The following is a 23,548-nucleotide window of genomic DNA, read 5'->3' as shown; positions in this document are numbered from 1 at the left end:
CCTCAATGCCGGTCGGCGCGCTGCTGGATGAAGACGGCGAGCACGATCAACCCGGCCTTGACGATGAGGGCGGCGGCATCCGGCACGCCATTGGCCAGAAGCGTGTAGCGTACGAGCTGGATGACGAAGGCGCCGATGACGGTGCCGATGATGTTCGCCCGCCCGCCCGACAGCAGCGTGCCGCCGACGGCGACGGCGGCGATGGCGTCGAGCTCCATGCCGAGGCCGACGAGGTTGGCGTCGCTTGCCGAATTGCGTGCGACCACGACGAGGCCGGCAAGCCCGGCCAGCGCGCCGCTGATCATATAGACGAGCAGTTTCACGCGCTTGACCGGCACGCCGGTGAGCCTTGCCGCCTTCTCGTTGCCGCCGACGGCGATGATCTGGCGGCCGATCACGGTGTACCGGATCATCGCGGAGGCAAGGATGACAATGAGGATCATCAGCACGACCTGCGCGGGGATGCCGGCGATACGGCCCATGGCGATGAACTGGAAGCCCTCGTTCTTGAAGACCTGCAGATTGCCGTTGGTCATGACCTGCGCGATGCCGCGGCCGGCGATGAAGAGCACGAGCGTCGCGATGATCGGCTGGATGGAAAAGCGGGTGACCAGCAGCCCGTTGAACAGGCCGAAGAGGCCGGCGACGACGACCGGTATGACGAGGGCGAGCGCCACGGCGAAGGCCATGTTCTCCACCGGCCAGAACTGGCCCATGAAGATCATCGGCGCGAGCGCTCCCGAAATCGCCATGAGCGAGCCGACCGAGAGATCGATCCCCCCGGTGGCGATGACGATCGTCATGCCGGTCGCCACGATCACGATGGTGGCGACCTGCGTGAGGTTCACGTTGAGCGTCTGCCAGGACAGGAAGTTCGGCGTCACCACGATGTTGAAGGCGATGAGCGCCAGGAAGGCGACGAAGGTGCCGTACCGGCTCGCCAGCGTGAACAGCCGGCTGCCGGAGGAGAACGTGCCTGACGGCTGCGGGGCAGGGGTTTCGATCGTCGTCATGTCATTCCACCTGATGGGCCACCTGATGGGCCATGGCGGAAAGCAGCGCCGCCTCGCTCAAGTCCTTGCGCGGCAGCGTCGCGACCGACGTGCCGTCGCTGAGCACGGTGACACGGTCGGCGGCGGCGAGAAGCTCTTCCAGCTCGGAGGAGATCATCAGCACGCTGAGACCTTCGTCGGCGAGGCCACGCAGGAGCTTCAGGATCTCCGACTTGGCGCCGATATCGATGCCGCGGGTCGGCTCGTCGACGATCAGCACGCGCGGATCGGTGGCGAGCCAGCGGGCGAGCAGAACCTTCTGCTGGTTGCCGCCGGAGAGCTCCTTGATCGGCTGGTCGGGCGAGGCGCATTTCACGCCGAGCGCGCGGATATAGCGCGTGACGATCTCGTCCTGCCGTGCGCGGTCGACGATGCCGGCCTTCTTCAGCTTCGGCAGCAGCGCCAGCGTCATGTTCTCGCGGATGCTCATGTCGGGCACGATGCCGTCGATCTTGCGGTCCTCCGAGACGAGGCCGATGCCGTCGGCAATCGCATCCGCCGGCTCGCGATAGGCGCGCTCCCGGCCGTCCATGCGGATCGTGCCGCGCTGCATCCTGTCGGCGCCGAAGATGAGGCGGGCGGTCTCCGTGCGGCCGGAGCCGAGGAGGCCGGCAAGGCCCGAAATCTCGCCCTCGCGCACATCGAGGCTGACATCGCGCACCCTCACGCCGGCGCCGGCATTCTCGACGGCGAGGCGAACGGGGCGGTCAGGTCTCTCCTCGTCGGGAGCCATCGCCTGGAAGGCGGCGAGTTCCTTTCCGAGCATGTGGCGCACCAGCGCCATCTTGGGCATGTCGGCCATCGGGCTTTTCGCCACCGTCTGGCCGTCCCGCATGATCGTCACGCGGTCGCAGATCGCATAGAGCTCATCCAGCCGGTGGCCGATGAAGATGACGGCGACGCCGGAGCGTTTCAGCGTGCGGATCGTCTCGAACAGCACGGCGACCTCGCGCTCGTCGAGCGAGGAGGTCGGCTCGTCCATGATGACGAGGCGGGCGTTCTGCGTGACGGCCCGGGCGATCGCCACCATCTGCCGGGTCGCGGCATCGAAATGCGCGACAGGACGGTCGACGTCGATGGCAAGGTTGAAGGTCTTCAGCACCGCCTCGGCCCCGCGCCGCATGGCGGCATGGTCGATCAGGCCGAAGCGTCTCGGCTCGCGGGAGAGGTAGATGTTCTCCGCCACCGAGCGCTGCGGGGCGAGGTTGATTTCCTGGTAGATCGTCGCGATGCCGGAGCCTTGCGCCTCCGCCGGCATGGAGAAGTCGACCTCCTTGCCGTCGAAGGCGATGCTGCCCTCGTCGCGGCGATAGACGCCCGTCAGGATCTTGATCAGCGTCGATTTTCCCGCGCCGTTCTGGCCGACGAGCGCCATGACCTCCGCGGGCTCGACTTCGAGCGAGGCGGATTTCAGCGCGGCGACGCCGGCAAACGCCTTGGAAATGCCCTGCATGGACAGAAGCATCCGGTTCCTCCTCTATCCGCCCACCGGGACGGGCCTTGCGAGCCTACACCCGAACGAACCAAAGGTCAGGCCCGTTCAAAAAACGGCCGAGACGGTTTTGCCGCCCCGGCCGCAAAATGCTTGGGAGATGCGATCAGTAGGCGTCGGCGAGTTCGGCGGCCGCGTTGGAGGCGTCGTAGAACTTGTCTTCGTTGATGAGGATCGGCTCGATGGCCTCGCCCTTGGCGTAGCGCTGCATCGTCTCGAAGGCCTTCGGCCCGAAGCGCGGGTTGCACTCGACGACCGCCGCGATCTTGCCGTCGACCACCGCCTGCACGGCTTCCTTGCCGCCGTCGATGGAGAGGACCAGCACGTCCTTGCCCGGCACCTTGCCGGCCGCTTCCAGCGCCGCGATGGCGCCCATCGCCATCTCGTCGTTGTGGGCGTAGATGATATCTGCGTCCGGATGCGCCTGAAGCAGCGCCTCGGCCACCTGACGGCCCTTGTCGCGGGCGAAGTCGCCGGTCTGCGAGGCGACGATCTCGAAGCCGCCCGCCGCCTTTATCGCCTCATCGAAGCCCTTCTTGCGGTCGTTGGCCGGCGAGGAGCCGGTCGTGCCTTCCAGCTCGATGATCTTCGACTTGCCATTGGCGTTCTTGACGAGCCATTCGGCGATGCGCTTGCCTTCTTCGACGAAGTTCGAGCCGATGAAGGTCAGATAGTCCTCACCGGCTTTAGCAAGCGAGGGATCGACCGAGCGGTCGAGCAGGATGACCGGAATGCCGGCCTTCTTGGCGGCCATGACGGCCGGGATCAGCGGCTTTTCCTCGCGCGGGGCGAGAAAAATGACGTCGACGCCTTGGGCGATCATCGAGTTGACGTCGGCGACCTGCTTGGCGGCCGAGCCGGCGGCGTCCGTATAGACGAGCTGGTAGCCGAGCTTCTCGGCCTCGGCCTTCATGCTGTTGGTCTGGGCGATGCGCCAGGGATTGTTGGATTCGGTCTGCGCGAAGCCGACCTTGTAGGTGTCCTTCTGCTCCAGCTTGGGCACTTCGGCAATCGCGACGCCGGTGATGGCGAGCGCGCCGATGGCCGTTGCCGCAAGCATGAAGGTGCGACGGGAAATCATGGTCATGAGTGGGTTCTCCTCCCAGGTTCTGGCCGGTGCTCCTCTACCGGACGTGAGCAAATTCCTGCTTCACATGGGCAAATCTTGCGCTAATAATATGAGCAGTCAAGAGCCAAAATTATGAGCACTTGCAAAAAATCCGCGTGCAGTGCAATGCACGGCGAGGGCGAGGAGCGATGCATGGCCAGGGGAAACGGGCGCAATACGGGCAGGGAGGGCAGCGGACGCCCGACAATGACGGATATCGCACGGATCGCCGGCGTCTCCCAGTCCAGCGTCTCGCTCGTGCTCAACGAAATGTCCGGGTCGCGCATCTCGCAGGAAACACAGCAGAAGGTGCGCGAGGCCGCTCATAAAATAGGTTATAGACTGCCCGCGACGCGTAGCCCGGTCGCAGCCGCCCCCACCGTCGAGAAGGACACGATCGCCTTCATCGTCGATGAAATCTCCACCAGTCCGCATCCGGTGGTCAGCCTCGACGGCATCCGCGACTATGCGTTCGAGCAGGGGCTCCTGGTTTCCGCGCATGCGACGCGCTCCAATCCGGACCTGGAAGACGCCGTGCTGCGCTCCGTGCTGCGCGACCCGTCGATCGCCGGCGTCATCTATGCGACGATCTTCACGCGAAAGGTCTTGGTCCCCAAGGCGCTGAAATCCATCCCGACGGTGCTGCTCAACTGCTATTGCGAACCGCGCCAGCACGTGGCGATCGTGCCGGGCGAGGTGGCGGGTGGTTTTACCGCCACGGCCCACCTGACGTCGCTCGGCCACAAGCGCATCGGCTTCATTAACGGCGAGCCGTGGATGGATGCGGCGATGGACCGCCTCAAGGGCTACAAGCAGGCACTCGCCACCGCCGACATCGCCTTCGACGAGAGCCTGGTGCGCGACGGCGACTGGCTGCCGCTGCGCGGCTACGAGGCCGGCCTTGATCTCCTCTCCCTCGACAATCCGCCGACGGCGATCTTCTGCGGCAACGACCTGATGGCGATCGGCGTGATGGAAGCGGCGCAGGAAAAGGGTTTTCGCGTGCCGCAGGACCTCGCCGTCATGGGGTATGACGACCAGGAACTCGCCCGTTACACCCATCCGCCGCTCTCGACGCTGGTGCTGCCGAACTACGAGATGGGCCAGAAAGCCGCCGAAATCCTCATCGACATGGCCATTCACGGCAAGCAGACGCGCGCCATGACCATCAAGGTCGACGGTCCGCTGGTCGTGCGCGAGACGACAGGGGCTGTGCGCCGGGGCTAGCCCTGGTGATCCGGGCCCGGCTGGCTGCGCTGGAAGAAGTGCAGGAAGAGTTCGCGCTCGGAGGTGATGTCGAGCTTTTCGTAGATGCGGGCGCGGTGGTTTTTCACCGTTCCGGCGGCGATGCCGAGCCTTGCCGCGATGGTGGCGGTGGGATGGCCTTTCAGCACGAGTTCCACAAGCTCCAGTTCGCGGGCGGAAAGCTCGGGCCACTGGGCGGGCAGGATCACCGGGCCGTTGGCCGGCGCGGCGGCGGGCACCGTGCGGCGTTCGATGGGCCGGCGCGTGCGGGTGTCGAGCGCATGCAGCGCCGAGAAGACGGAGAAGCGCTCGTTGAGCAGGTCGACCTCGCCGTCGCGGAAGGGCTGGTGCGAACGATCGAGGAATATGCCGAGGCACCAGTCGTCGCCGTCTTCCAGCAGCACGCCGATCTCGTCGCAGATTTCCGACTGGGCGAGGAATTCGGCTATGTAGCGGCCGCGCTTCATACGGTCGTTGGCAAGGCCCTTGAGCGGCACGACGCCCGCCTGTCGCCCGTTGCGCCAATGCGCGTAGAAGGGGTCGAAGACGTAGTAGGTTTCCAGATAGCGCGCGACCATCGCTTCCGAATAGCCGCGGTGCTTGACAAATTGCGGCCGGTGGGTCGCGGAATAGCGTGTGACGGTGACGAGGTCGGGCGAGACGACGGCATCGATCATGTCGATCAACCGATCGACATGATCGTCGGTTCCCGTCGCGGCAATCGCTGCGGCGAAGGTCTGCCAGAAACTTTGCCCACGCATGCCCTGATCTAGCACGTCAACGCTCCCCCGTCATTGTGCCTTTCGGCATATGGCGGCCTTGCCCTGCGCGAGCCTAGTCTTCCCCCATCGAAAATCTCAGGAGGGCCAGGACTTGGAAAACCCGATAGTGATTGGCATCGACGCGGGCGGCACCATGACCGACACGATCCTCGTCGATCGGCACGGACACTTCAAGATCGGCAAGGCGGCGACCACGCCGAAAAACGAGGCGGAAGGCTTCATCGCCTCCTCACTGGACGCGGCCGACGCCTGGGGCATTTCGCTGGAGGACATGTTCTCCGGCCTCGACGTGGTGCTCTATTCCGGCACGGGCATGCTGAACACGCTGCTCTCGCGCACCGGACGCCGCCTCGGGCTCATCACCACCAAGGGCATGGAGGACATGATCCTGATGGGCCGCGGCCTGCAGGCCTGGGCCGATTATTCCTATGCCGATCGGCTGCATGCCGTCACGCACGCCCATCCCGATCCGCTGGTGCCGCGCCGGCGCACCCATGGCGTCACCGAGCGCATCGATCATTTCGGCGACGTCATCCTGCCGCTCTACGACGAGGATGTGGTGAAGGCAGCGCGCGCGCTCATCAAGGACAAGGTCGATGCGATCTGCATCATGACGATCTTCTCCCATGTGAACCCGGCGCACGAAAAGCGCATTGCCGAGATCTGCCGCGAGGAGATCGCGAAAGCCGGTGTCGAGATCATGGTCTATACCAGCCACGAAGTCCGTCCCGTCGTCCGCGAGCAGTCGCGATTGAACTCCGTGCTGATCGAGGCCTATGCCACCTCGCGCGGTCGCATGCAGCTGCGTGGCATCGAGCACGCCTCGAAGAAATACGGCTTCAAATACGGCGTGCAGACGTTGCTGTCCTTCGGCGGCCTCACCTCGATCAACCATCCGCGCCTGCACGAGACGATGATCTCCGGGCCGATCGGCGGCATTCTCGGGGCGGCCTATATCGGCAAGCTGATCGGCAATGACAGCCTCATCTGCTCGGATATGGGCGGCACGTCCTTCGACATGGGCGTCATCTCGCGCGGCCAGACGCGCATCGAGAATGAGCCGCTGATGGACCGCTTCAAGCTGAACGTGCCGACGCTGCACCTCGATACGATCGGTGCCGGCGCAGGCATGATCCTGAAGGTCGATCCGCTGACGCGGAAGATCTCGCTCGGCCCGGAAAGCGCCGGCTCCGATCCCGGCCCCATCTGCTTCGACCGCGGCGGCACGGAACCGACCATTGCCGATTGCGATGCGATCCTCGGTCGGCTGAACCCGGATTATTTCCTCGGCGGCAAGGTGAAGCTGCAGGTGGAGAAGGCGCGCGCCGCCTTCAAGGAGAAATGCGCCGATCCGCTCGGCGTCGGGGTCGAAGAGGCGGCCGAGGGCATGATCGAGATGCTGGAGGCGGATGCCAACAATGCACTGCGCCGCGTGATCTCAGGCCAGGGCATCCACCCCTCGGAATTCACGCTGCTGTCCTATGGCGGCTCCGGCCCACTGCATCTTGCCGGCTGCGCCAGGGGCATCGGCTTCAAGGACATCATCACCTTCCAGTTCGCCGCCGGTTTTTCCGCCTTCGGCTGCACGACGGCCGACTACATGCGGCGTCACTCGGTCTCCACCCAGATCGATATCGGCGCCCGGGCCTCGGACGAGCAACTCATGGCCGCCGGGCGGCAGGTGACGCAGGTCTGGAAGGACCTCGAAAAGGCCGCGGTCGACGAAATGCTCGCCGACGGCCATGCCCGCGAGAAGATCAAGGCCGTGCCCTTCTTCATGGCGCGCTATACGGGGCAACTGGAGGATGTCGAGGTCATCGCGCCGCTCGACGCCATCGCCACTGCCGACGATATGCGCACATTGCTTGCCCAATTCGAGGAGGTCTACGCCAAGGCCAATCACCGCGTCTCCAAATACGGCGAGGCCGGCTTCTCGCTGATGGAACTCGGCATCATCGCCACCGCGGATAAGATCAAGCCGACCCTCGTGCGGCGGCCGCTCGGCACCTCCAACCCGCAAGCCGCCCACAAGGGGATGCGCGAAGCCTATATGGGCGGGCGCTGGCACAAGGCGAACCTCTACGAGATGGATCTGCTCCAGCCCGGCCACGAGGTGACCGGCCCCGCCATCATCGAGCATCCGGCGACCACTCTGGTCGTCCATCCCAATGATCGTGTCTTCATCGACGAGTGGACGCTGCTCCACTACAACCATGCCTGAGCGGGAGACCCAAGACATGCTGGACAAAACCGCAAACCCCCTCCAGTCGCGCCTTCTGGAATCCGAACGGCTGATGGAGGAAACCGGCTGCTATGACGGCATTACCGAGCTGAAGCTGCGCAAGGAGGATCCGCTCAAGTTCGAGACGCTGCACACGAAGCTGCGCGCCTATTGCGTCTCGGCGCGCGAGATGGCCCGCCGCATCTCCGCTTCGCCCGGCGTGCGCGAAGTCGGCGAGATGGTCGTCGCTATCTATACGCCGGAGGGGGACGCCATCGCGCTCTCCAACGGCATCATGGTGCATGTGCACACGATGAGCCGCTTCATCAAGTGGATGATCCGCAACGGCTACGAGCAGGACCCCGGCATCCGCGACGGCGACATCTTCGCCAACAACGACGCCTTCATCGGCACGGTGCAGGTGCCCGATGTCATGGACGTGGTGCCGATCTACTATGAGGGCACGCTGGTCGGCTGGGCGGGCGCGGTCTGCCACGAGCTGGAGGCCGGCGGCATCACACCCGGCGGCGACGTCTGCCTGGCGCAGGAGCGTTTCACGGAAGGCCTCTTCGTCTGCGCGGAGAAGGTCGGGCAGAACGACGAGCTGCGCCGCGACTATATCATCCGCTGCGAACGGAACCTGCGCATGCCCATCTACTGGGTACTCGACGAGAAGGCCAAGGTCGCCGCCTGCATCGATATGCGCGAGAGCGTCAAGCAGCTCATCTCGGAGATCGGACTCGGCTACTGGCAGCAGATCGCCAAGGAGTTCATCGAGGAAGGCCGGCGCGCCCAGCTTGCCCGCACGCGGCAGCTCACCGTGCCCGGCATCTATCGCGGCCATACGTTCTATGGCCATGTCACGGAAGGCAAGCCCGGCTTCCAGCCGCTCGCCGATCCGAACTGGCTCTACAACATCCCGATCGAGATGGAGATCACGGCCGAGGGCAGGATCCGCATGGATTTCGACGGCACCCAGCCCTGGGGCTACCACTCGATGAACTGCACGCCGGCCGGCATGGACGGCGGCATGTTCGTGACGCTGACCCAGCACATGAATTTCGAGGGCCTCGTCAACGACGGCGCATGGATGGCGACCGAGATCAACATTCCGCACGGCACCTGGACCAATCCGGACAATGAGATGGCGGCGACCGCCACCTCCTGGGCGCTGCTGTTGCCCGCCTATGGCGTGTTCCAGCGGCTGCTGTCGCGCGGCTTCATCGCCCGCGGCTTCGTCGAGGAGGCCTTTGTCGGCCAGGTCAATTCGCCGATGATCGAGATGGGCGGCGTCAGCCAGTACGGCGGCAGCTTCGGCATGGCGCATTTCGAATGCGCGGCCGCCGGCTCCGGCGCGCTCGCCATCAAGGACGGGCTCGACACGGCCTATGTCGGCTGGAATCCGGAATCCGACATGGGCAATATCGAGATCTGGGAACAGAACATGCCGATGGTCTATATCGGCCGTTCCATCGTCGCCAATTCAGGCGGGGCGGGCAAATATCGCGGCGGCTGCGCCTTCATCTCGACATGGCTGGTCAGCAAGACGGAGCATCTGCGCCTCGTCACCTCCGAACATTCCTCCCGCGTCTTCGACAATGGCGGCCTGTGCGGCGGCTATCCGGCGCCGACGTGCGAGAAGCACCATGCGGTGCGCGGCTCGGACATCTTCGAGAAGGCCGAACGGCGCGAGCCGCTGGCCCATGCGCCGGGCACGGACCCGATCACCTCGAATTTCGAACGCACCTACAAGGGCCAGCAGGTCTTCGAGGAGGGACCCTACATCACCAAGCCGCACAAGACCGGCGACATCTTCAGCCACGCCTATAATGGCGGAGGCGGTTTCGGCGACGTGCTGGAGCGCGACCCGATCAAGACAGCCTGGGACGTCGAGAACGGCTTCCTGACGCGCGAGGCGGCCGAACAGGTCTTCGGCATCATTCTGAAGGATGACGACGAGGGCTATCCGCAGGCCGATATCGACGCCACCGCTGCAAGGCGCGCAGAGATGCGCCGGGCGCGCCTCGCCAAGGCTGTCCCGGTCTCCGAATGGATCGCGCGCGAGAGGGACCGTGTGAAGGCCGGGGCCTTTGCCCCGGAAGTCGCCAAGATGTATCGCAGCGCAATGCAGCTCTCGCCGAGATTCACCAGGGAATTCAAGGAATTCTGGAGCCTCGACGCCGACTATGCCATTGCCGGGGAGAATTGAGCCATGAGTGAATATTCCAAGGATGTCATCCGCGAGCTGGTCGAGGGCACGCTGCCCTGGCCGCAGACCCGCCGTATCATGAGCGCCTACAAGGACGACGACCGGTTCTTCAAATATATCGCGGTCCTTCAGGATCGCGTCGCCTTCGACGATCCGATCCTGCTGCCGGTCGGCGACCGGCTGTTCATCTGCGACAGTGGCGAGGGCAGGATCACGCGCTGCGAATGCGGCCACTCTTTCGGTGACTACCGGAAGAACTGGAAGCTCGCCGCCGTCATCAACGTGCGCGACACGGAGGAAAGCCTGCGGGAAATCTATCCGAACAGCGACCTGCCGGACCCGGAATGGATGGAGATTCGCGAGTTCTTCTGCCCGCAATGCGCCCATCTCCATGAGGTGGAGGCGGCTGCGCCCGGCTATCCCATCGTGCATGATTTCCAGCCCGACCTCGACGGCTTCTATCGCGGCTGGCTGGGAAAACCCCTGAAGGAGACGGCATGACGGGACAGTTGAAGGGCCGCAGCGCGGTCATCACCGGCGGGCTGACGGGGCAGGGGCTGGCGATTGCCGAGGCGCTTGCGGGCGCCGGCGCCCATGTCGCCGTGGGCTCGTTCGTGCGCGAAGCAGTCGGGCGGCAGGGTGATGCGGCCGCCTATCCGGACCCCGAGGAGATCACAGGCGTGCGCGCGGGGCTCGCACGGTTCGGCGTGAAGGTTCATGCCGGCCATCTCGACGTGCGCGACAGCGCCTCCATCGCCGATTTTGCGGCCGCCGCCGGGGCAGCGTGCGGGCCGGCCGACATTCTCGTCAATGCCGCCGGCACCACCGCCGAGCAGCCCGTCAGCGGCCATTCGGACGAGCTGTGGCTGAAGATCATCGACACCAACCTCAATGGCGCCTTCCGCATGACCCGCACCTACCTGCCGGGCATGATCGCCCGCAAATGGGGCCGGGTGATCAATATCGGCTCGACGGCGGCAACGGTCGGTTGGAAGGACAATCCCGCCTATTGCACCTCGAAATCGGGGCTTCTCGGCCTCACGCGCTGCGTCGCGCTTGAAGGGGCGCCGCATGGCGTGACGGCGGTGATGATCAGCCCGACCTGGGTGGAGACGGAACTGATGCGGCGTAACGTCCAGCAGGTCATCGACCGCGAGGGCGGCGGGCGGACGCTGGAAGACGCCATGGCGGACATCGCCCGACAGAACCCGCAGAACCGCATCATCCAGCCGGACGAAATCGCCTCGCTCACCGTCTTCCTGTGCGGGGAGGGTGCACGCGGCATCACCATGGAGAACATACAGATCTCGGGCGGCGCACTCTGGTGAGCCGCCCGGTTCGCATGAAGCCAACATAACGAGAAAGGGAACAGCAAATGCCAAGACATATCACGCCTGTAATGATGCTTGCCATGACTGCCGGCCTGCTTTCGACGATGGGCACCGCCCGCGCCGCCGATCCGGAAAGCTGCAAGGTCGTGCGCTTTTCCGACGTCGGCTGGACCGACATCACCTCCACCACGGCCGTCGCCTCGGCGATCCTCCAAGCGCTCGGCTATGCACCGGAAAGCAAGCTCCTCTCCATTCCGGTCACCTATACCAGCATGCGGAACAAGGATATCGACGTCTATCTCGGCGACTGGCAACCGAGCATGGAGGCAGACCGCAAGCCCTTTCTGGAAGACAAGTCGATCGAGGTCTTCGGTCCGAACCTGACGGGCGCCAAATATACCTTTGCCGTGCCCGACTACGTGGCGGCGGCTGGCGTGAAGGATTTCGCGGACCTGCAGAAATTCGCCGAAAAATTCGGCCAGAAGATCTACGGCATCGAGCCCGGCAACAACGGCAACCGCATGATCACCGACATGATCGAGAAGAAGGCCTTCGGCCTTGGCGGCTGGGAGCTGGTCGAAAGCTCCGAGCAGGGCATGCTGGCGGAGGTCGGGCGAGCGATCGGCGAGAAGAAATGGATCATCTTCCTCGGCTGGGCGCCGCATCCAATGAACTCCGTGTACAAGATCGACTACCTCTCCGGCGGCGACGACTATTTCGGCCCGAACTACGGCGGCGCGGACATCTATACCAATATTCGCGCCGGATATGCGACGGAATGCCCGAACGCCGCGCGGTTCGTGACCAACCTGCGCTTCACGCTGGAGATGGAAAACGAGATCATGGGCGCCATCCTCAACGACGGCAAGGACGCGGCGACGGCGGCAACGGAATGGCTGCAAGCCCATCCCGATGCGGCCGGCCCCTGGCTCGATGGCGTGACCACGCTGGACGGCGGACCCGCGAGCGAGGCGGTGAGCCGGTTCCTCGGCGGTTGATACCTATCGCGATGGGCCTGTTCCGGCAGGCCCATCGAAGCCCGGAGTGTGGGGCGCTCAGCGTGCCTTGATGGCGCTGTCGAGGAAGTACCATTGGTCCAGATGGGCGAGGACGATGGGTTCTATCGCGGCGTTCAGCAGCAGCATGTCGTCGAGAAAGCGCTCGCCGGGGACGTCTTCAGGCGGCAGGCGGATCGGGTCGAGGGCGTGCGCCTCGAAGCGGAAGCCGTCGGTGCGGATATTGTACCACGGACAGATCGTCGCGCCGGTCATGCGGGCAAGCCGGATGATGAGCGCGATGTTGCCTTCCATGTGCGGCGTCTGGCCGAAGAACGGGCCACGGATGACGCCCTGAAACCCCTCGTCGCAGAAGGCGTTGACGACGCCGCCGCTTCGCAGGATCTTCACCGCGGGCCGCACGCCCTGAAAACCCGGCGGCAGAAACTGCACGCCGGCCTTTCTGCGCACGCGCTCGGCGATCCAGGCTTTCGCCCTTTCCACCGGCGGGACGTAGAAGGTGTGCGGCGACACGTTGATCTTCTGCAGGATGACCGGACCGATTTCCCAATTGCCGAGATGCAGGCCGACGATGATCGTCGGTCCCGCGCGCACCGCTTCGTCGATGATCTCGAGGCCGTGATACTGGATTCGATCGGGGTGCCTTGCGATCCGGTTGACGACGGAGAACTCCGTCATGATGCGACCCTGCGCCTTCTGGTTCTCGATCAGCAGGCTTTCGCGCTCGGAGTCCGAAAGGTCCGGCCGGAGCGTGCGCAGCGTTTCGCGCGCGCGCCGTTCGGCAAGCTTGTGGAAGCGCGGCATGGCAAAGCGGCCAAGCCCCGCGCCGAGGGCTGAAACCGCGTCCATGGGAACGAGCTTCAGGGCGTAGTGGCCGAGAAGATGCGCCGCGTTCCAGAGATTGTCCCTGACCCAGTAGCGGAAAAAGCGCTTGCGCTCGCTTCCGCCGGCGAGAAAGGCGGAAAGGCCGGGCCGGTCGCCGCTCGAAAAGAACCACGCCTTCCTTCGGCTGAGGTTGCCGGCGTCGCGCGGCGGCTGGTCGGTCATGCGGGCGCTCCGGCGCGCTTTTCGAGGGTGACGGGCAGGCCGTCGCGCGGGCGCAGCGTCAGGCGGCAGACGGGCTCGACCCTGTGCTTTTCCGGCACGCGCACGCGGAAACGCTGCGCGATGATCGCAAGGCACAGAACGGCCTCGGTGAGCCCGAAATGCAGGCCCGGGCAGACGCGCGGGCCGCTGGCGAAGGGAATGTAGCTGTAGGACGTCGGCCGGCGCCCTTCCATGAAACGCTCTGGCAGGAAGCGGTGCGGCTCGGCAAACAGGCTTCCCGTGCGGTGCAGCAGCCAGGGTACGATGAGGATCAGCGAATTGGCCGCGATGGTAACGCCGCCGAGTTCGTCCGCCTTGCGGTTCTGCCGCGCCAGGATCGGCACCGGCGGGTAGAGGCGAAGCGTCTCCTCGATCACCGCCTTGCACCATTCCAGATTGGGCACATCGTCGATGGTTGGCGTCCGGTCGCCGCAGACGCGGGCGATCTCCTCGTGGACCGACCGCTCCACCCACGGCGCGCGGGCGAGCAGATACCAGGCCCAGGTCAGTGTTGCGGCCGTCGTCTCATGCCCGGCCATGAAGATAGTCGCGGCCTCGTTGCGGAGCGCCACCACGTCGAGCTTGAGCTCGGGGTTGCGCTGCTGCCGGCGGATCAGGAGCTCAACCATCGAATTGTGGTCGCCGCGGCCGGCAAGATGGTCCTCGACGACCTTGTCGATGACCCGGTGGATACGCTTCACGGAGCGGCGCAGCGAGGGCGTGCGCAGAATCGGCAGGCCGTCGTCGAAGCCGAGGAAATAGCCGAGATTGATCGAGTCGATCAGCGACTGGTAGCTCGAAAAGCCTTCGGACACGGAGGCCGCGCCCTCTTCGCCGAGCTGGTTGCCGAAGACGGCGCGGGAGATGATCTCCGCCGTCAGTCCCGCCATTTCGTGCAGCGCGTTGAGGGTGGTGCCCTCGGGAACGGCATTCCAGTGCTCGACGAGCTCGCTTGCCGTCTTTTCCATGACCGGGCCGAAGGCGGGCACGCGGTTCATGTGCACGATGTCGGCGACCAGCGCGCGCCGCTGGCGCCAGGTCTCGCCATCGGAAATGAACAGCCCGTCGCCGAGCAGGTGCTCAAGCGCCCGGCGCATCTGCGGGCTCTTGCGCTCGTAGTTCTCCTGCCGCTTGACGACCACGTCGCGGATGAGCGCCGGGCTGTTGACCACCACCACCTGCCGTCCGAGGACGCGGATCTGCGAAATGCCTTCGCTATAGTCGCCGGCACGCCAGATCGACAGGAAGTCGGCTCTAGCCTGCAGCAGCAGGTTCAGCGGCTTTCCGGGCGGGCCGGCATAGTCCTGCGCACGCACGGGCTCGAACACGCCCTCGCCATGGAATTCGTGGAAATTGACCGGTTTCTGGAGCCAGGCGAGCATAGGGGTGCCAATTGTTGTTTGCACCTAACGTCTAAACAATGGGTTGTAACTGTCAATCGCCGCAAGCCGTCAGGCCTTGCGCCGGATCACGAAAAAAAGAAGCACCATGAGGAAGAGGGCGGTCGGCCAGAAATCGGTCATCTGGTCCCAGCTCCAGTCCCACATGCAATAGCCGTCGAGATGGGGCGGCGGCATGTGCACGGAGACCTCGTAGTCGCGTTTCTCGCGGCCGTGGAAATGGCCCATGGCGAAGGCGAGCCCGATGACGAAGGAATCGCGCCAGCGGTAGAGGACGCGCGCGATGAGCGCGACGATCACGGCCATGACGAAGGCCTCGACCATATGGCCGAGCCAGTCGTAGTTTTCCTGAATGTAGGTCCAGTCGATGGCCATGCCAGCACCTCGTCGCGTGGGGAGGGACGGTGTCGCGTCTGGCATGCGGCCTGTCAAGCTGGGAGCTGGCAGGGGCTGGCGTCCGACACGCCACGTCGCGGCTTGAACTGGATGCTGTTGAACAATAATAGTAGCCTCATTCAACAAGATTGAGGGGCAGGGCACTCATCCTGCCGAGAGGGAGGACGTCATGAAGCCCAATCCGATAACCGCCGCGCCTGCCGATGCCGCTGCCCGCAAGGCGATAAAGCCGGTGATCTGCTATCCGGTCGAGACGCTGCCGCGGCCCGACCTTGCGGCCTACCGCGCGCTGCGGGACGACCTGGAGCTGATCGAGACGGTCGTGGTGCCGCCGCGCGAGGCGGCGACGTGGACGGTGCCGGCCGGGCACTTCTGCCGCATCGTCAGCAGCGAGGGCCCGCAGGTGGGTGACCTCAACCTCTTCAACGCCAACGATCTTCGCGAACGGCTCTATACCGGCAAGACCCGCGCGCTGAACGGCACCCATGTCGGGCTCGGCGACCAGCTCTTCTCCAACTTCCCCTACCTGCGCCCCATCGCGACGATCACACACGATACGCTGGACTGGTACGGCTTCGACGCGTTCGGCGGGGCCGTGCATGACGTGATCGGCACGCGGTGCGATCCCTATACGCACAATCTCCTGAGCCATGGCGGGCAGTACCACCATTGCTGCCATTCGAACCTGACGCGCGCCTTCGCGCAGAAGACCGGCATGGCGCCGCGCGAGGCGGAAACCTATGTGCACGACGTGCTGAACGTTTTCATGTGCACGGGCTTCACCCGCGATACGGGACAGTATTTCATGAAGGCCAGCCCGGTGCGGCCGGGCGACTATCTGGAATTCTTCGCCGAGATCGATCTTCTCGGCTGCATGTCGGCCTGCCCGGGCGGAGACTGCTCGGCGCAGCATTCCTCCGATACGGCGGCCTGCTATCCGATGGTGGTGGAAATCTACAAGGCGAAGGGCCTGCCGGAAGGCTGGGCGCCGCCGCCGGTCAACGGCTACGACGGCACCCACGGATTTTAGACGTAAGCGAAGATCAGCGCGGGCGGCGGACGGCGCGGATCATGCCGCTTCGCCCGCCGCCGCAGAAGAAGCGGTCGGCGCCGTCGGATTCGAGGCCGGAGACGCCCGTGCCGGCCGGCATGACGATCGTGTCGAGCACGGCGCCGGTCTCGGGATCGATATGGCGCAGGTCGCTTTCGTCATTCTCCCAGGTGCCGTGCCAGAGTTCGCCGTCTACCCAGGTGACGCCCGTCACCATGCGGTTGCTCTGGATCACGCGGATCACGTCGCCGGTTTCCGGATCGATCTGGTGGATCTGCCTGCTGCGGTATTCGCCGACCCAGAGCGAGCCTTCCGCCCAGGTGAGGCCGGAATCGCCGCCCTTGCCGGGCGCGGGAATGGTGGCGAGCACGGTGCCGGACGCGGGATCGATCTTGTGGATCCGGTCTTCGGATATCTGGAAGAGATGGCGCCCGTCATAGGCGGTGCCGGCATGGGCCGCCACGTCGATGGTGCGCAGCACCCGGCCGTCGTCCGGGCTCACCGCCTTGAGGTCATCGCCGGCGGCGAACCATACGTTCTTTCCGTCGAAGGTGACACCGTGGACCTGCTCCACGCCGGGGAAGGGACCGTATTCGCGGATGATGTCTGCCTGAGAGGTGGTCATCGAAATCTCCTTTGGATCGTTGATGGCCTGATCCTAGTCGCCTGGCAGAGGACCTGGGAGTAACAAGAGTGTCGAGAACGCGCCGGGCGTCGGCGTCAACCAGCGCCGCATGCGCCCGCGGCCGACCGTCTGCACCTTGCCGGCGGCGGCAAGCCGGTCCAGCGCCCGCTGAACGGTGCGCGGGCTGGTGCCGAGCGCGATGGCGAGCGCCGAGCTCGACCAGGCTTCCCCGTCGGCGAAGAGCGCCAGCACGTCGGCATGCGGCTCGTCGAGCGGCGGGGCCAGCACCACGACGTCGCGGCCATCGTGCGGGATGAGCACGAAGCCGTCCTTGGTGGCGTCGATCTGTGCAAATCCCGCGAGTTCGGCGCGCAGCCGGCCCATTTCCACGCGCAGCCGGGCGCGATGCGACTCGTCGGCATGGCGGGCGCGAAAGGCGCGGAGAAGCAGCGTGCCGCGCTTGGCATCGCCCGGAAAGGCCTCGGCAAGCGTGCACAGCAGGGAAAAGAGAACCGGGCGCGTGGCGAGCGAGATCGCCGCCTCGCCTTGGCGCACGACATGCCGGCAGGCATCGACGACGAGCTTGTCGGTGGCAAGCAGCGCCTCGATGGCATCCGGCAGCAGCAGGTGGTCTTCGCCGCGGGCGATCAGGCGGGCGGCCGGTTTTTGCAGGACGGAGGCCGCGTCCGCGACCTCGGCCGCCACGGCCGGGATACCGGCTTGCCGGGCCGCCGCGGCTGCGCGCGCAAAGGCCTCGCGCGCCGCGGCGATGCGCAGGCGGCGGATCGCGATGCCGGCGGCGGCAAGCTCGTGCGCCGCCCGCAGCGGTGGGGGCAGGGTGGCCGCATCGATGTCCGAAAGCAGGGCGGCCGCCTCGTCCAGCCGGCCGATCAGCAGCAGGCGGCGGATGGCGAGCGTCCTGGCATGGGCGGCGTTCAGCCGGTCGCCATGGATTTCGAGCGTGGCGCCGGCCGCGGCGAGCGCCTTCACCGGCCAGGCAAGATCGCGCGAGACGAGGGCGATTTCCGCCTCGGCGACCACGCAGCGTGCCCGCGCTATCGCCTCGCGCGGGCCGAAGGCGCGGGCAGCGCTCTTCAGCAGCGCCTTGGCCCGGTCGAGATCGCCGAGCTGGGCCATGGCGATGCCGCGCAGCGCGAGCGCCGGGGCGTCGTCGCGCAGCGCCACGCGGTTCAATGCGCCGAGCGGATCGCCCGCGGCAAGCGCCCGGGCGGCGGCGGTGATCATCGAGTCCATGGCATTCCCGTCACACTTGTAACTCCCGCCCGCAGATACCGCCGGCTAGTCTCGGGCCGTTCGTCGCCGAGGAAAGGCGTTTTGCGGCCCGCATTCAAGCCCTTTCTGGCGGAGGGTGCGGCTGCCGGATCTCGCATCGCCCGGCTTGCCGCGGTCCATGTTCGGCGTCATCGTGAAATTCTTTCATGGTGATGTCGGAAGGGAGCCGCCGCCAGCGTCTTTCAGGCGGACACGATGAGCCGGCGCGGCCTCCGCCTGCCGGCCGATCCTGGAGGAGATGACAATGATCGATACGCATTATCGCTGGGTGATCGTCGCCGCGGGCGGCCTGCTCGGCTGCATCGCCATCGGCGCCATGTTCGCGCTGCCCGTGTTCCTGCTGCCGATTTCCAAGGATACCGGCTGGTCGGTCACGGGCATTTCCACGGCTATGACCGTCGGCTTCCTCGCGCTCGCCTTCGCCAGCATGTTCTGGGGCAGCCTTTCGGACCGCTGGGGGCCGCGGCCCGTCGTGCTGACGGGTTCCGTCCTGCTCGCAGCGAGCCTTGCGCTGGCGAGCCTTGCCACCTCGCTCGTCGCGTTCCAGTTCGTCTTCGGCCTTGTCGTCGGCGCTTCGGTCGCCGCGATCTTCGCGCCGATGATGGCCTGCGTGACGGGCTGGTTCGACACGCACCGCAGTCTTGCCGTCTCGCTCGTTTCGGCGGGCATGGGCATGGCGCCGATGACCATGTCGCCCTTCGCCGCCTGGCTCATTACCATGCACGACTGGCGCACCTCGTTGCAGATCATCGCCCTCGTGGTCGCGGTGGTGATGATCCCCGTCTCGCTGCTGGTCAGGCGCGCGCCGGCGCTGGAGGCGGGCGGCGACGCTTCCTCCGCGGCGGACGAACCGCAGGAGAGTATGACGACGCGCGAGGTGCTGAGGTCACCGCAGTTCATCATCCTGTGCCTCACCAACTTCTTCTGCTGCGCCACCCATTCCGGGCCGATCTTCCATACGGTGAGCTATGCCATCACCTGCGGCATCCCGATGATCGCGGCCGTCACGATCTACAGCATCGAGGGGCTGGCCGGCATGGGCGGGCGCGTGGCCTTCGGCATTCTCGGCGACAGGTTCGGCGCCAAGCACATCCTGGTGCTCGGCCTCTTCGCCCAGGCCTTCGGCGCACTCGCCTATATTTTCACCGGCGGGCTGGCTTCCTTCTACATCGTCGCTGCCCTGTTCGGATTCATCTATGCCGGCGTCATGCCGCTCTATGCGGTCATCGCGCGGGAAAACTTCCCGCTGCGCATGATGGGCACCGTCATCGGCGGCACGGCCATGGCCGGCAGCCTCGGCATGGCGCTGGGGCCGGTGGCCGGCGGGCTGATCTACGATACCTTCGCCAGCTATACCTGGCTCTATGTCGGCTCCTGGGGCATCGGCCTTGGCGCATTCCTGATCGCCATGACCTTCCGGCCGGTGCCGAAGTCGCGGGAAGCGGCAATGGCGGCTGCATGACGCGAACATGCAAGAACCCGCCGTCAGGCGGGTTCTTGTTGGTCTTCTGTGTGCTTTGCCTATGCCGCGCCGGCCGGGTCGCCGATCGGCATCAGCGCGGGATTGGTGGCCTGCTCGCGCTTGATCTTCTCTTCTTCGCTTTCCGGTTCGCCGTCCTTGGTCTTGCCGGCGTCGCTCAGCTTTTCGCGCGAGGGATCGGCATTGGTCTCGCCGTGGGCGTCGGGGTCATGATCCGGGTCGTCCTTGGCGGGCATGTAGCCGCGCGGGCGGGTGGCTTCCGGGCCTTCCCAGCGGGGAGACTGCTCCGTGGTGCCGGGAGCGCCGGGCTTGGGATTTTCGATCGTCATGGTCGGCTCCTTGCTTCTAGAGTGCCGGGCTTTCAAAAGTTCAGGAACTGCTCGGGGTCGCGTCTTGCGCGCATGAGGAGATCGAGTTCCCTCTTGGAGGGACCGAACTTGTCGTACAGCCGCTTGGCCTCCTGTTGGGAGAGGTCATAGGCCGCGCGAAAGGTTTCCACCGTGTAGCGTTCCCCCGACAGCCTTCTATGGTCGGGAAAGAGCTTGGATTGGTCGGGCATATGCGATCACGCCTATCGTCATTGACGATGCTTCAACCGGCAAGGGCGGCGATTGTTCCCTTCATATTTGGAAAGGTTCGGGCCGATTTCCGCGCCCCGGAACGCACGGCGCCGCTAGGCGTGCAGCAGGTCGCCCGTCAGCCGGGCGCGGCGGGTGAGATAGCCGGCCAGCGGGTCGTCGAAGGCGTTTTCAGCCGAGCAGACGGCATCGAGGAAGAGGGAGAAGAGGCTTGCCTGCGAGGTCACGTCGAGCTTGGCGTAGAGGTTGCGGCGGTGCAGCTTCACCGTTGCCGGCGCGATGCCGAGCTTGGCGGCGGCTTCCTTCACCGAATGGCCGCGCAGGACCATCTGCACCACCTGGCATTCCCGGTTCGTCAGCACGCTGCGGCCGAAATTGCGCACCGCCTGCGCCAGCGCGCTTTGCAGGATCGGCTCGTCATCCTGTCCGTCAGGGCGAAGGTCGCGGTAGTGCCGCACGATCGCCTTGACCAGAAGGGGCGTCGCCGTCTGCAGGAATTTCAGCTCGGCGCCGGTAAAGGCCGGACGCGTGTTGCGCCGGGCGAGCGAGATGGCGAATTTGGTGTCGGCGTCGAGGCTGACCAGGACGTTGATCTCGTCCTGCAGGCCGGAATACTGGTAGAATTCCCGGTAGTAGTCGCTGTCGCCGAAGCTGGTGTCGAGCTGGTTCAGCCGGTGCACTCCGTCGATACCGTCCTCCAGCGTCAGCCGGTAGAACGGATCGAGCCGGTAGTAGCCTTGCAGATATTGCCGGATGTTCGAGAGGCCGCGGTCCGTGCGCCAGTCGTTGAACAGGATTTTTGGCGCGCTTTCCCGGCGATAAAGAAGGACGAGGCTGGCATCGAAATCGACCTGCTGCTTCAGGGCGTTCATGATGCGCTCCTGAAAATCCAGCCGGCCGATCCCCTCCAGCAGCGCCATGGCGAGATCGGCAATGGCCGAGACCTGCCCGTCCTCGTTCGATGCTTCGACAGTCATATGTTCTCCGCGGCCGATTCCGTCGCCTGACGCGCAATTTTACGCGCCGTGCCTGCGTTTGTCTCGCCTTGCCGGGAAAGGCAGGCAAATCCTGTTGCGTGATCTGAGATCACAGTATAGCGTCTAATGATTGCCAGGGAAAGCCGCCTCCTGGCGACGTTCGCAGGGCTGCTGTGAACCGGGACGACTCCTGCGGCAGGGGATTGAGGACAGGCATGACCGGCACGACGGCTTTCGAGAACAGATACGGCTTTCGCCGCGATGCGGTGCGGCTTGGCAACTGGCGGCTGACGCCGTTCAGCCAGTGGTCGTTCCAGAATGTCGGCGAGCTGGTGCCGAGCGCTGAGGTATGGGGTGGGGCGGGCGGCGAGGATGCGCCGCAGGATCCGGCCGGCCTCATTGCCGCGACCGTTACGCTGCCCGGCGGCGAGGAGCGGATTTCGGACTATCTGGCCCGCTCCCATGCCGATGCGCTTACCGTGATGAAGGCTGGCAGGTTCGTCGCCGACTGGTCCGCCCCGACGATGGATTTCGGCAATCGCCACATCGCCTTTTCGATCAGCAAGTCGATCGTCGCGGTCGTTGCCGGCGCCCTGGAGGAGGACGGCCTGCTCGATCCGCAGGCGCCGGTGACGGATTACGTGCCGGAAGCCGAAGGCTCGGCCTATGGCGATGCGACGGTGCGGCATGTGCTGGACATGTCCGTCGCCATCGATATCGACGAGGCCTATCTCGACCCGCAGAGCCCGTTCGCGCGCTACCGCAAGGCGATGCTGTGGAACCCGGGCGGCGGCGGCGAGGGGCTTGCCGAATTCCTTTGCACGCTCCGGCGCCTGCCGGGAGACCATGGCGAGATCTTCCGCTACCGGTCGCCCAACACCGACATGCTCGGGGTCATCCTTGAGCGCGCCGCCGGCCGCCGCATTCCCGATCTTCTGCGCGAGAAGGTCTTTGCGCCGCTCGGCGCGCGCGGCACGGTGACGATCACCGTCGATCGCGAGGGCACCAGCCGGGCCTCGGCCGGCGTCTCGCTCACCCCGCGCGACCTTGCGCGTTTCGGCGAGATGATGCGGCAGGGCGGGGTGGCGAACGGCAGGCGTCTCGTTCCCGAAGCCTGGGTCGCCGACACGGTCGGCGGCGGCAGCAAGGAGGCCTGGGACAGGAGCGATTTCTTCGACCTCTTCCCGAAGGGGCGCTACCGCAACAAGTGGTACCAGACGGGCGAGGGCGCCTATTGCGGCATCGGCATCCACGGCCAGTGGCTCTACGTGGATCCGGCCAGCGAAACGGTCATCGTGCGCATGTCCTCGCAGCCCGACCCGGTGACCGACCCGTTCGACCGCGACAACATCGCCTTCCTGGCGAAACTCGCCCGCATGGTGTGATGCAGGGGTGCCGGCGTGCGGCTGAGGGCTTGCGCGGGCGCCGGCAAATCTCCTACCAAGGGCAATTCCAGCGTGCGAAGCGCGTTTCGAGGGGCGGACATGGCGGCGAAGAAGACGGCAAGCATCACGGCGATCGAGGCTCCGGTGCCGATGCACGAGCAGGTCTACCAGCAGATCGTGCACGCGCTGATGGCCGGGCATTTCGAGCCGGGCCAGAAGCTCACCTACCGCAAGGTCGCCGAGCAGTTCGGCACCAGCCCCATGCCGGTGCGCACCGCCTTCCAGCGCCTGCAGGCCGTGCGTGCGCTGAACCTGCTGCCGAACGGCAGCGTCGAGGTGCCGCTCCTGACCGTGCCATCCTTCAACAGCCTGACGCAGGCGCGCATCGCCATCGAGGGCACCGCGACGGAACTGGCGACCACCCAGCTCAACGGCAATAGCCTGCGCACCGTGCGCCACTATTGCAAGGCGCGCACCGAGGCGGCAAAGGCCGGCGACATCGACCGCTACCTGCAGGCCAATTTCGATTTCAAGTTCTCGATCTACCAGCACTGCGGCAACGAATACCTGCTTTACATGATCGAGATCCTCTGGCTCCAGGCCGGCCCGTTCCTGCGCAAGCTGGTGGAAGGCACGACCTTCACGCCGACCGAAGCGCTCGATGTCGACTTCCACGAGCGCATCATGGACGCGCTGGAGGCGAAGGATCCCATCCGCGCGCGCGAGGCTGTCGCGCACGATATCCGTGAGGCCGCGCATTACATGCTGAAACACGCGAAGTTCATGGTGCCTTAGACCCGTCGGGCGGCTCTACTGCCCGG

21 protein-coding genes and 1 pseudogene are annotated in these 23,548 nt (G+C 65.5%); 10 read left to right on the top strand and 12 right to left on the bottom strand.

Translation table 11 applies throughout. The features are described from left to right. Window positions 1-2: 2 nt before the first annotated feature. The 3 genes from Q9316_RS12220 to Q9316_RS12210 form a co-directional block, all read right to left on the bottom strand. A complete protein-coding gene (locus Q9316_RS12220; protein ID WP_306031890.1) occupies window positions 3-1,013 on the bottom strand; it encodes an ABC transporter permease in 1,011 nt (336 codons plus the stop codon). Window position 1,014: 1 nt separating this feature from the next. Then, window positions 1,015-2,517 (bottom strand): sugar ABC transporter ATP-binding protein, encoded by a 1,503-nt coding sequence (locus tag Q9316_RS12215; protein WP_306031889.1) that lies wholly within the window; start codon window positions 2,515-2,517, stop codon window positions 1,015-1,017. A 133-nt stretch (window positions 2,518-2,650) separates the two neighbouring features. Continuing rightward, window positions 2,651-3,631 carry an ABC transporter substrate-binding protein gene (locus tag Q9316_RS12210; protein ID WP_306031888.1) on the bottom strand — a complete coding sequence of 327 codons (981 nt, stop codon included), beginning with the start codon at window positions 3,629-3,631 and terminating at the stop codon, window positions 2,651-2,653. A gap of 174 nt (window positions 3,632-3,805) precedes the next feature. Between Q9316_RS12210 and Q9316_RS12205 the strand changes: the two genes are divergently transcribed. After that, window positions 3,806-4,879: a LacI family DNA-binding transcriptional regulator gene (locus Q9316_RS12205; RefSeq protein ID WP_371877909.1), complete on the top strand. Its 1,074-nt coding sequence runs from the start codon at window positions 3,806-3,808 to the stop codon at window positions 4,877-4,879. Here Q9316_RS12205 and Q9316_RS12200 read toward each other — a convergent pair. Beyond that, window positions 4,876-5,658: a helix-turn-helix transcriptional regulator gene (locus Q9316_RS12200; protein ID WP_306031886.1), complete on the bottom strand. Its 783-nt coding sequence runs from the start codon at window positions 5,656-5,658 to the stop codon at window positions 4,876-4,878. The genes Q9316_RS12205 and Q9316_RS12200 overlap by 4 nt on opposite strands. Window positions 5,659-5,770: 112 nt before the next feature. On the opposite strand from Q9316_RS12200, the gene Q9316_RS12195 reads away from it, so the two are divergent. Genes Q9316_RS12195 through Q9316_RS12175 form a run of 5 tightly spaced genes read left to right on the top strand, consistent with a single transcriptional unit; the run spans window position 5,771 to window position 12,438 of the window. Beyond that, on the top strand, window positions 5,771-7,900 hold the full coding sequence (locus Q9316_RS12195) for a hydantoinase/oxoprolinase family protein (protein WP_306031884.1): 2,130 nt from the start codon (window positions 5,771-5,773) through the stop codon (window positions 7,898-7,900). A gap of 16 nt (window positions 7,901-7,916) precedes the next feature. After that, the gene (locus tag Q9316_RS12190) at window positions 7,917-10,109 is read left to right on the top strand and encodes a hydantoinase B/oxoprolinase family protein (protein WP_306031883.1); all 2,193 of its coding nucleotides are present in this window, start codon (window positions 7,917-7,919) and stop codon (window positions 10,107-10,109) included. Between the two features lie 3 nt (window positions 10,110-10,112). Continuing rightward, complete coding sequence (locus tag Q9316_RS12185) at window positions 10,113-10,610, top strand: acetone carboxylase subunit gamma (RefSeq protein WP_306031882.1); 498 nt, start codon at window positions 10,113-10,115, stop codon at window positions 10,608-10,610. Beyond that, on the top strand, window positions 10,607-11,437 hold the full coding sequence (locus Q9316_RS12180; protein ID WP_306031881.1) for an SDR family NAD(P)-dependent oxidoreductase: 831 nt from the start codon (window positions 10,607-10,609) through the stop codon (window positions 11,435-11,437). The genes Q9316_RS12185 and Q9316_RS12180 overlap by 4 nt, the downstream gene beginning before the upstream one ends. 47 nt (window positions 11,438-11,484) lie before the next feature. Then, the gene (locus tag Q9316_RS12175; protein ID WP_306031880.1) at window positions 11,485-12,438 is read left to right on the top strand and encodes a choline ABC transporter substrate-binding protein; all 954 of its coding nucleotides are present in this window, start codon (window positions 11,485-11,487) and stop codon (window positions 12,436-12,438) included. A gap of 57 nt (window positions 12,439-12,495) precedes the next feature. Here the strand turns inward: Q9316_RS12175 and Q9316_RS12170 are convergent, their stop codons facing one another. The 3 genes from Q9316_RS12170 to Q9316_RS12160 form a co-directional block, all read right to left on the bottom strand. Next, on the bottom strand, window positions 12,496-13,503 hold the full coding sequence (locus Q9316_RS12170; RefSeq protein ID WP_306031879.1) for a lysophospholipid acyltransferase family protein: 1,008 nt from the start codon (window positions 13,501-13,503) through the stop codon (window positions 12,496-12,498). After that, complete coding sequence (locus Q9316_RS12165) at window positions 13,500-14,924, bottom strand: cytochrome P450 (protein WP_306031878.1); 1,425 nt, start codon at window positions 14,922-14,924, stop codon at window positions 13,500-13,502. Before Q9316_RS12165 ends, Q9316_RS12170 begins: the two co-directional genes overlap by 4 nt. Before the next feature lie 69 nt (window positions 14,925-14,993). Further along, the gene (locus Q9316_RS12160; protein ID WP_306031877.1) at window positions 14,994-15,317 is read right to left on the bottom strand and encodes a hypothetical protein; all 324 of its coding nucleotides are present in this window, start codon (window positions 15,315-15,317) and stop codon (window positions 14,994-14,996) included. A 190-nt stretch (window positions 15,318-15,507) separates the two neighbouring features. On the opposite strand from Q9316_RS12160, the gene Q9316_RS12155 reads away from it, so the two are divergent. Further along, window positions 15,508-16,368 (top strand): urea carboxylase-associated family protein, encoded by an 861-nt coding sequence (locus tag Q9316_RS12155; protein ID WP_306031876.1) that lies wholly within the window; start codon window positions 15,508-15,510, stop codon window positions 16,366-16,368. A gap of 13 nt (window positions 16,369-16,381) precedes the next feature. On the opposite strand, the gene Q9316_RS12150 is transcribed toward Q9316_RS12155, so the two are convergent. Continuing rightward, a complete protein-coding gene (locus Q9316_RS12150) occupies window positions 16,382-17,014 on the bottom strand; it encodes a Vgb family protein (RefSeq protein WP_306031875.1) in 633 nt (210 codons plus the stop codon). 33 nt (window positions 17,015-17,047) lie between these two features. Further along, window positions 17,048-18,268, bottom strand: a complete 1,221-nt coding sequence (locus Q9316_RS12145; protein ID WP_306031874.1) for a helix-turn-helix domain-containing protein — start codon at window positions 18,266-18,268, stop codon at window positions 17,048-17,050. Window positions 18,269-18,551: 283 nt separating this feature from the next. Here Q9316_RS12145 and Q9316_RS12140 point away from each other — a divergent pair, with 283 nt between their 5' ends. Then, a complete protein-coding gene (locus Q9316_RS12140) occupies window positions 18,552-19,769 on the top strand; it encodes an MFS transporter (protein WP_306031873.1) in 1,218 nt (405 codons plus the stop codon). 155 nt (window positions 19,770-19,924) lie between these two features. Here Q9316_RS12140 and Q9316_RS12135 read toward each other — a convergent pair. The 3 genes and pseudogenes from Q9316_RS12135 to Q9316_RS12125 form a co-directional block, all read right to left on the bottom strand. Then, window positions 19,925-20,110 (bottom strand): annotated as a pseudogene (locus Q9316_RS12135) (hypothetical protein); the annotation flags it as partial. Window positions 20,111-20,148: 38 nt separating this feature from the next. Then, on the bottom strand, window positions 20,149-20,346 hold the full coding sequence (locus Q9316_RS12130) for a hypothetical protein (RefSeq protein ID WP_306031872.1): 198 nt from the start codon (window positions 20,344-20,346) through the stop codon (window positions 20,149-20,151). 114 nt (window positions 20,347-20,460) lie between these two features. Next, window positions 20,461-21,342, bottom strand: coding sequence for a helix-turn-helix domain-containing protein (locus Q9316_RS12125; RefSeq protein WP_306031871.1), 882 nt, complete (start codon window positions 21,340-21,342; stop codon window positions 20,461-20,463). Window positions 21,343-21,557: 215 nt separating this feature from the next. Between Q9316_RS12125 and Q9316_RS12120 the strand changes: the two genes are divergently transcribed. Further along, on the top strand, window positions 21,558-22,727 hold the full coding sequence (locus tag Q9316_RS12120) for a serine hydrolase domain-containing protein (protein ID WP_306031870.1): 1,170 nt from the start codon (window positions 21,558-21,560) through the stop codon (window positions 22,725-22,727). Window positions 22,728-22,826: 99 nt separating this feature from the next. Beyond that, window positions 22,827-23,522, top strand: a complete 696-nt coding sequence (locus Q9316_RS12115) for a GntR family transcriptional regulator (RefSeq protein ID WP_306031869.1) — start codon at window positions 22,827-22,829, stop codon at window positions 23,520-23,522. Window positions 23,523-23,548: the final 26 nt, after the last annotated feature.

This window comes from Shinella zoogloeoides (assembly GCF_030733845.1).
Classification (GTDB): Bacteria; Pseudomonadota; Alphaproteobacteria; order Rhizobiales; family Rhizobiaceae; genus Shinella; species Shinella zoogloeoides_C.
Note: the sequence above shows the minus strand (reverse complement) of the source record. Positions and strands in the feature narration are given on the sequence as shown.

Bases quoted from the DNA above. Each gene is read 5' to 3' on its own strand.
- Q9316_RS12200 (WP_306031886.1), bottom strand. From the start codon at position 5,658: ATGCGTGGGCAAAGTTTCTGGCAGACCTTCGCCGCAGCGATTGCCGCG.
- Q9316_RS12185 (WP_306031882.1), top strand. From the start codon at position 10,113: ATGAGTGAATATTCCAAGGATGTCATCCGCGAGCTGGTCGAGGGCACG.
- Q9316_RS12175 (WP_306031880.1), top strand. From the start codon at position 11,485: ATGCCAAGACATATCACGCCTGTAATGATGCTTGCCATGACTGCCGGC.
- Q9316_RS12120 (WP_306031870.1), top strand. From the start codon at position 21,558: ATGACCGGCACGACGGCTTTCGAGAACAGATACGGCTTTCGCCGCGAT.
- Q9316_RS12140 (WP_306031873.1), top strand. From the start codon at position 18,552: ATGATCGATACGCATTATCGCTGGGTGATCGTCGCCGCGGGCGGCCTG.
- Q9316_RS12160 (WP_306031877.1), bottom strand. From the start codon at position 15,317: ATGGCCATCGACTGGACCTACATTCAGGAAAACTACGACTGGCTCGGC.
- Q9316_RS12130 (WP_306031872.1), bottom strand. From the start codon at position 20,346: ATGCCCGACCAATCCAAGCTCTTTCCCGACCATAGAAGGCTGTCGGGG.
- Q9316_RS12150 (WP_306031875.1), bottom strand. From the start codon at position 17,014: ATGACCACCTCTCAGGCAGACATCATCCGCGAATACGGTCCCTTCCCC.
- Q9316_RS12145 (WP_306031874.1), bottom strand. From the start codon at position 18,268: ATGGACTCGATGATCACCGCCGCCGCCCGGGCGCTTGCCGCGGGCGAT.
- Q9316_RS12205 (WP_371877909.1), top strand. From the start codon at position 3,806: ATGGCCAGGGGAAACGGGCGCAATACGGGCAGGGAGGGCAGCGGACGC.
- Q9316_RS12165 (WP_306031878.1), bottom strand. From the start codon at position 14,924: ATGCTCGCCTGGCTCCAGAAACCGGTCAATTTCCACGAATTCCATGGC.
- Q9316_RS12155 (WP_306031876.1), top strand. From the start codon at position 15,508: ATGAAGCCCAATCCGATAACCGCCGCGCCTGCCGATGCCGCTGCCCGC.
- Q9316_RS12215 (WP_306031889.1), bottom strand. From the start codon at position 2,517: ATGCTTCTGTCCATGCAGGGCATTTCCAAGGCGTTTGCCGGCGTCGCC.
- Q9316_RS12180 (WP_306031881.1), top strand. From the start codon at position 10,607: ATGACGGGACAGTTGAAGGGCCGCAGCGCGGTCATCACCGGCGGGCTG.
- Q9316_RS12190 (WP_306031883.1), top strand. From the start codon at position 7,917: ATGCTGGACAAAACCGCAAACCCCCTCCAGTCGCGCCTTCTGGAATCC.
- Q9316_RS12125 (WP_306031871.1), bottom strand. From the start codon at position 21,342: ATGACTGTCGAAGCATCGAACGAGGACGGGCAGGTCTCGGCCATTGCC.
- Q9316_RS12170 (WP_306031879.1), bottom strand. From the start codon at position 13,503: ATGACCGACCAGCCGCCGCGCGACGCCGGCAACCTCAGCCGAAGGAAG.
- Q9316_RS12210 (WP_306031888.1), bottom strand. From the start codon at position 3,631: ATGACCATGATTTCCCGTCGCACCTTCATGCTTGCGGCAACGGCCATC.
- Q9316_RS12115 (WP_306031869.1), top strand. From the start codon at position 22,827: ATGGCGGCGAAGAAGACGGCAAGCATCACGGCGATCGAGGCTCCGGTG.
- Q9316_RS12220 (WP_306031890.1), bottom strand. From the start codon at position 1,013: ATGACGACGATCGAAACCCCTGCCCCGCAGCCGTCAGGCACGTTCTCC.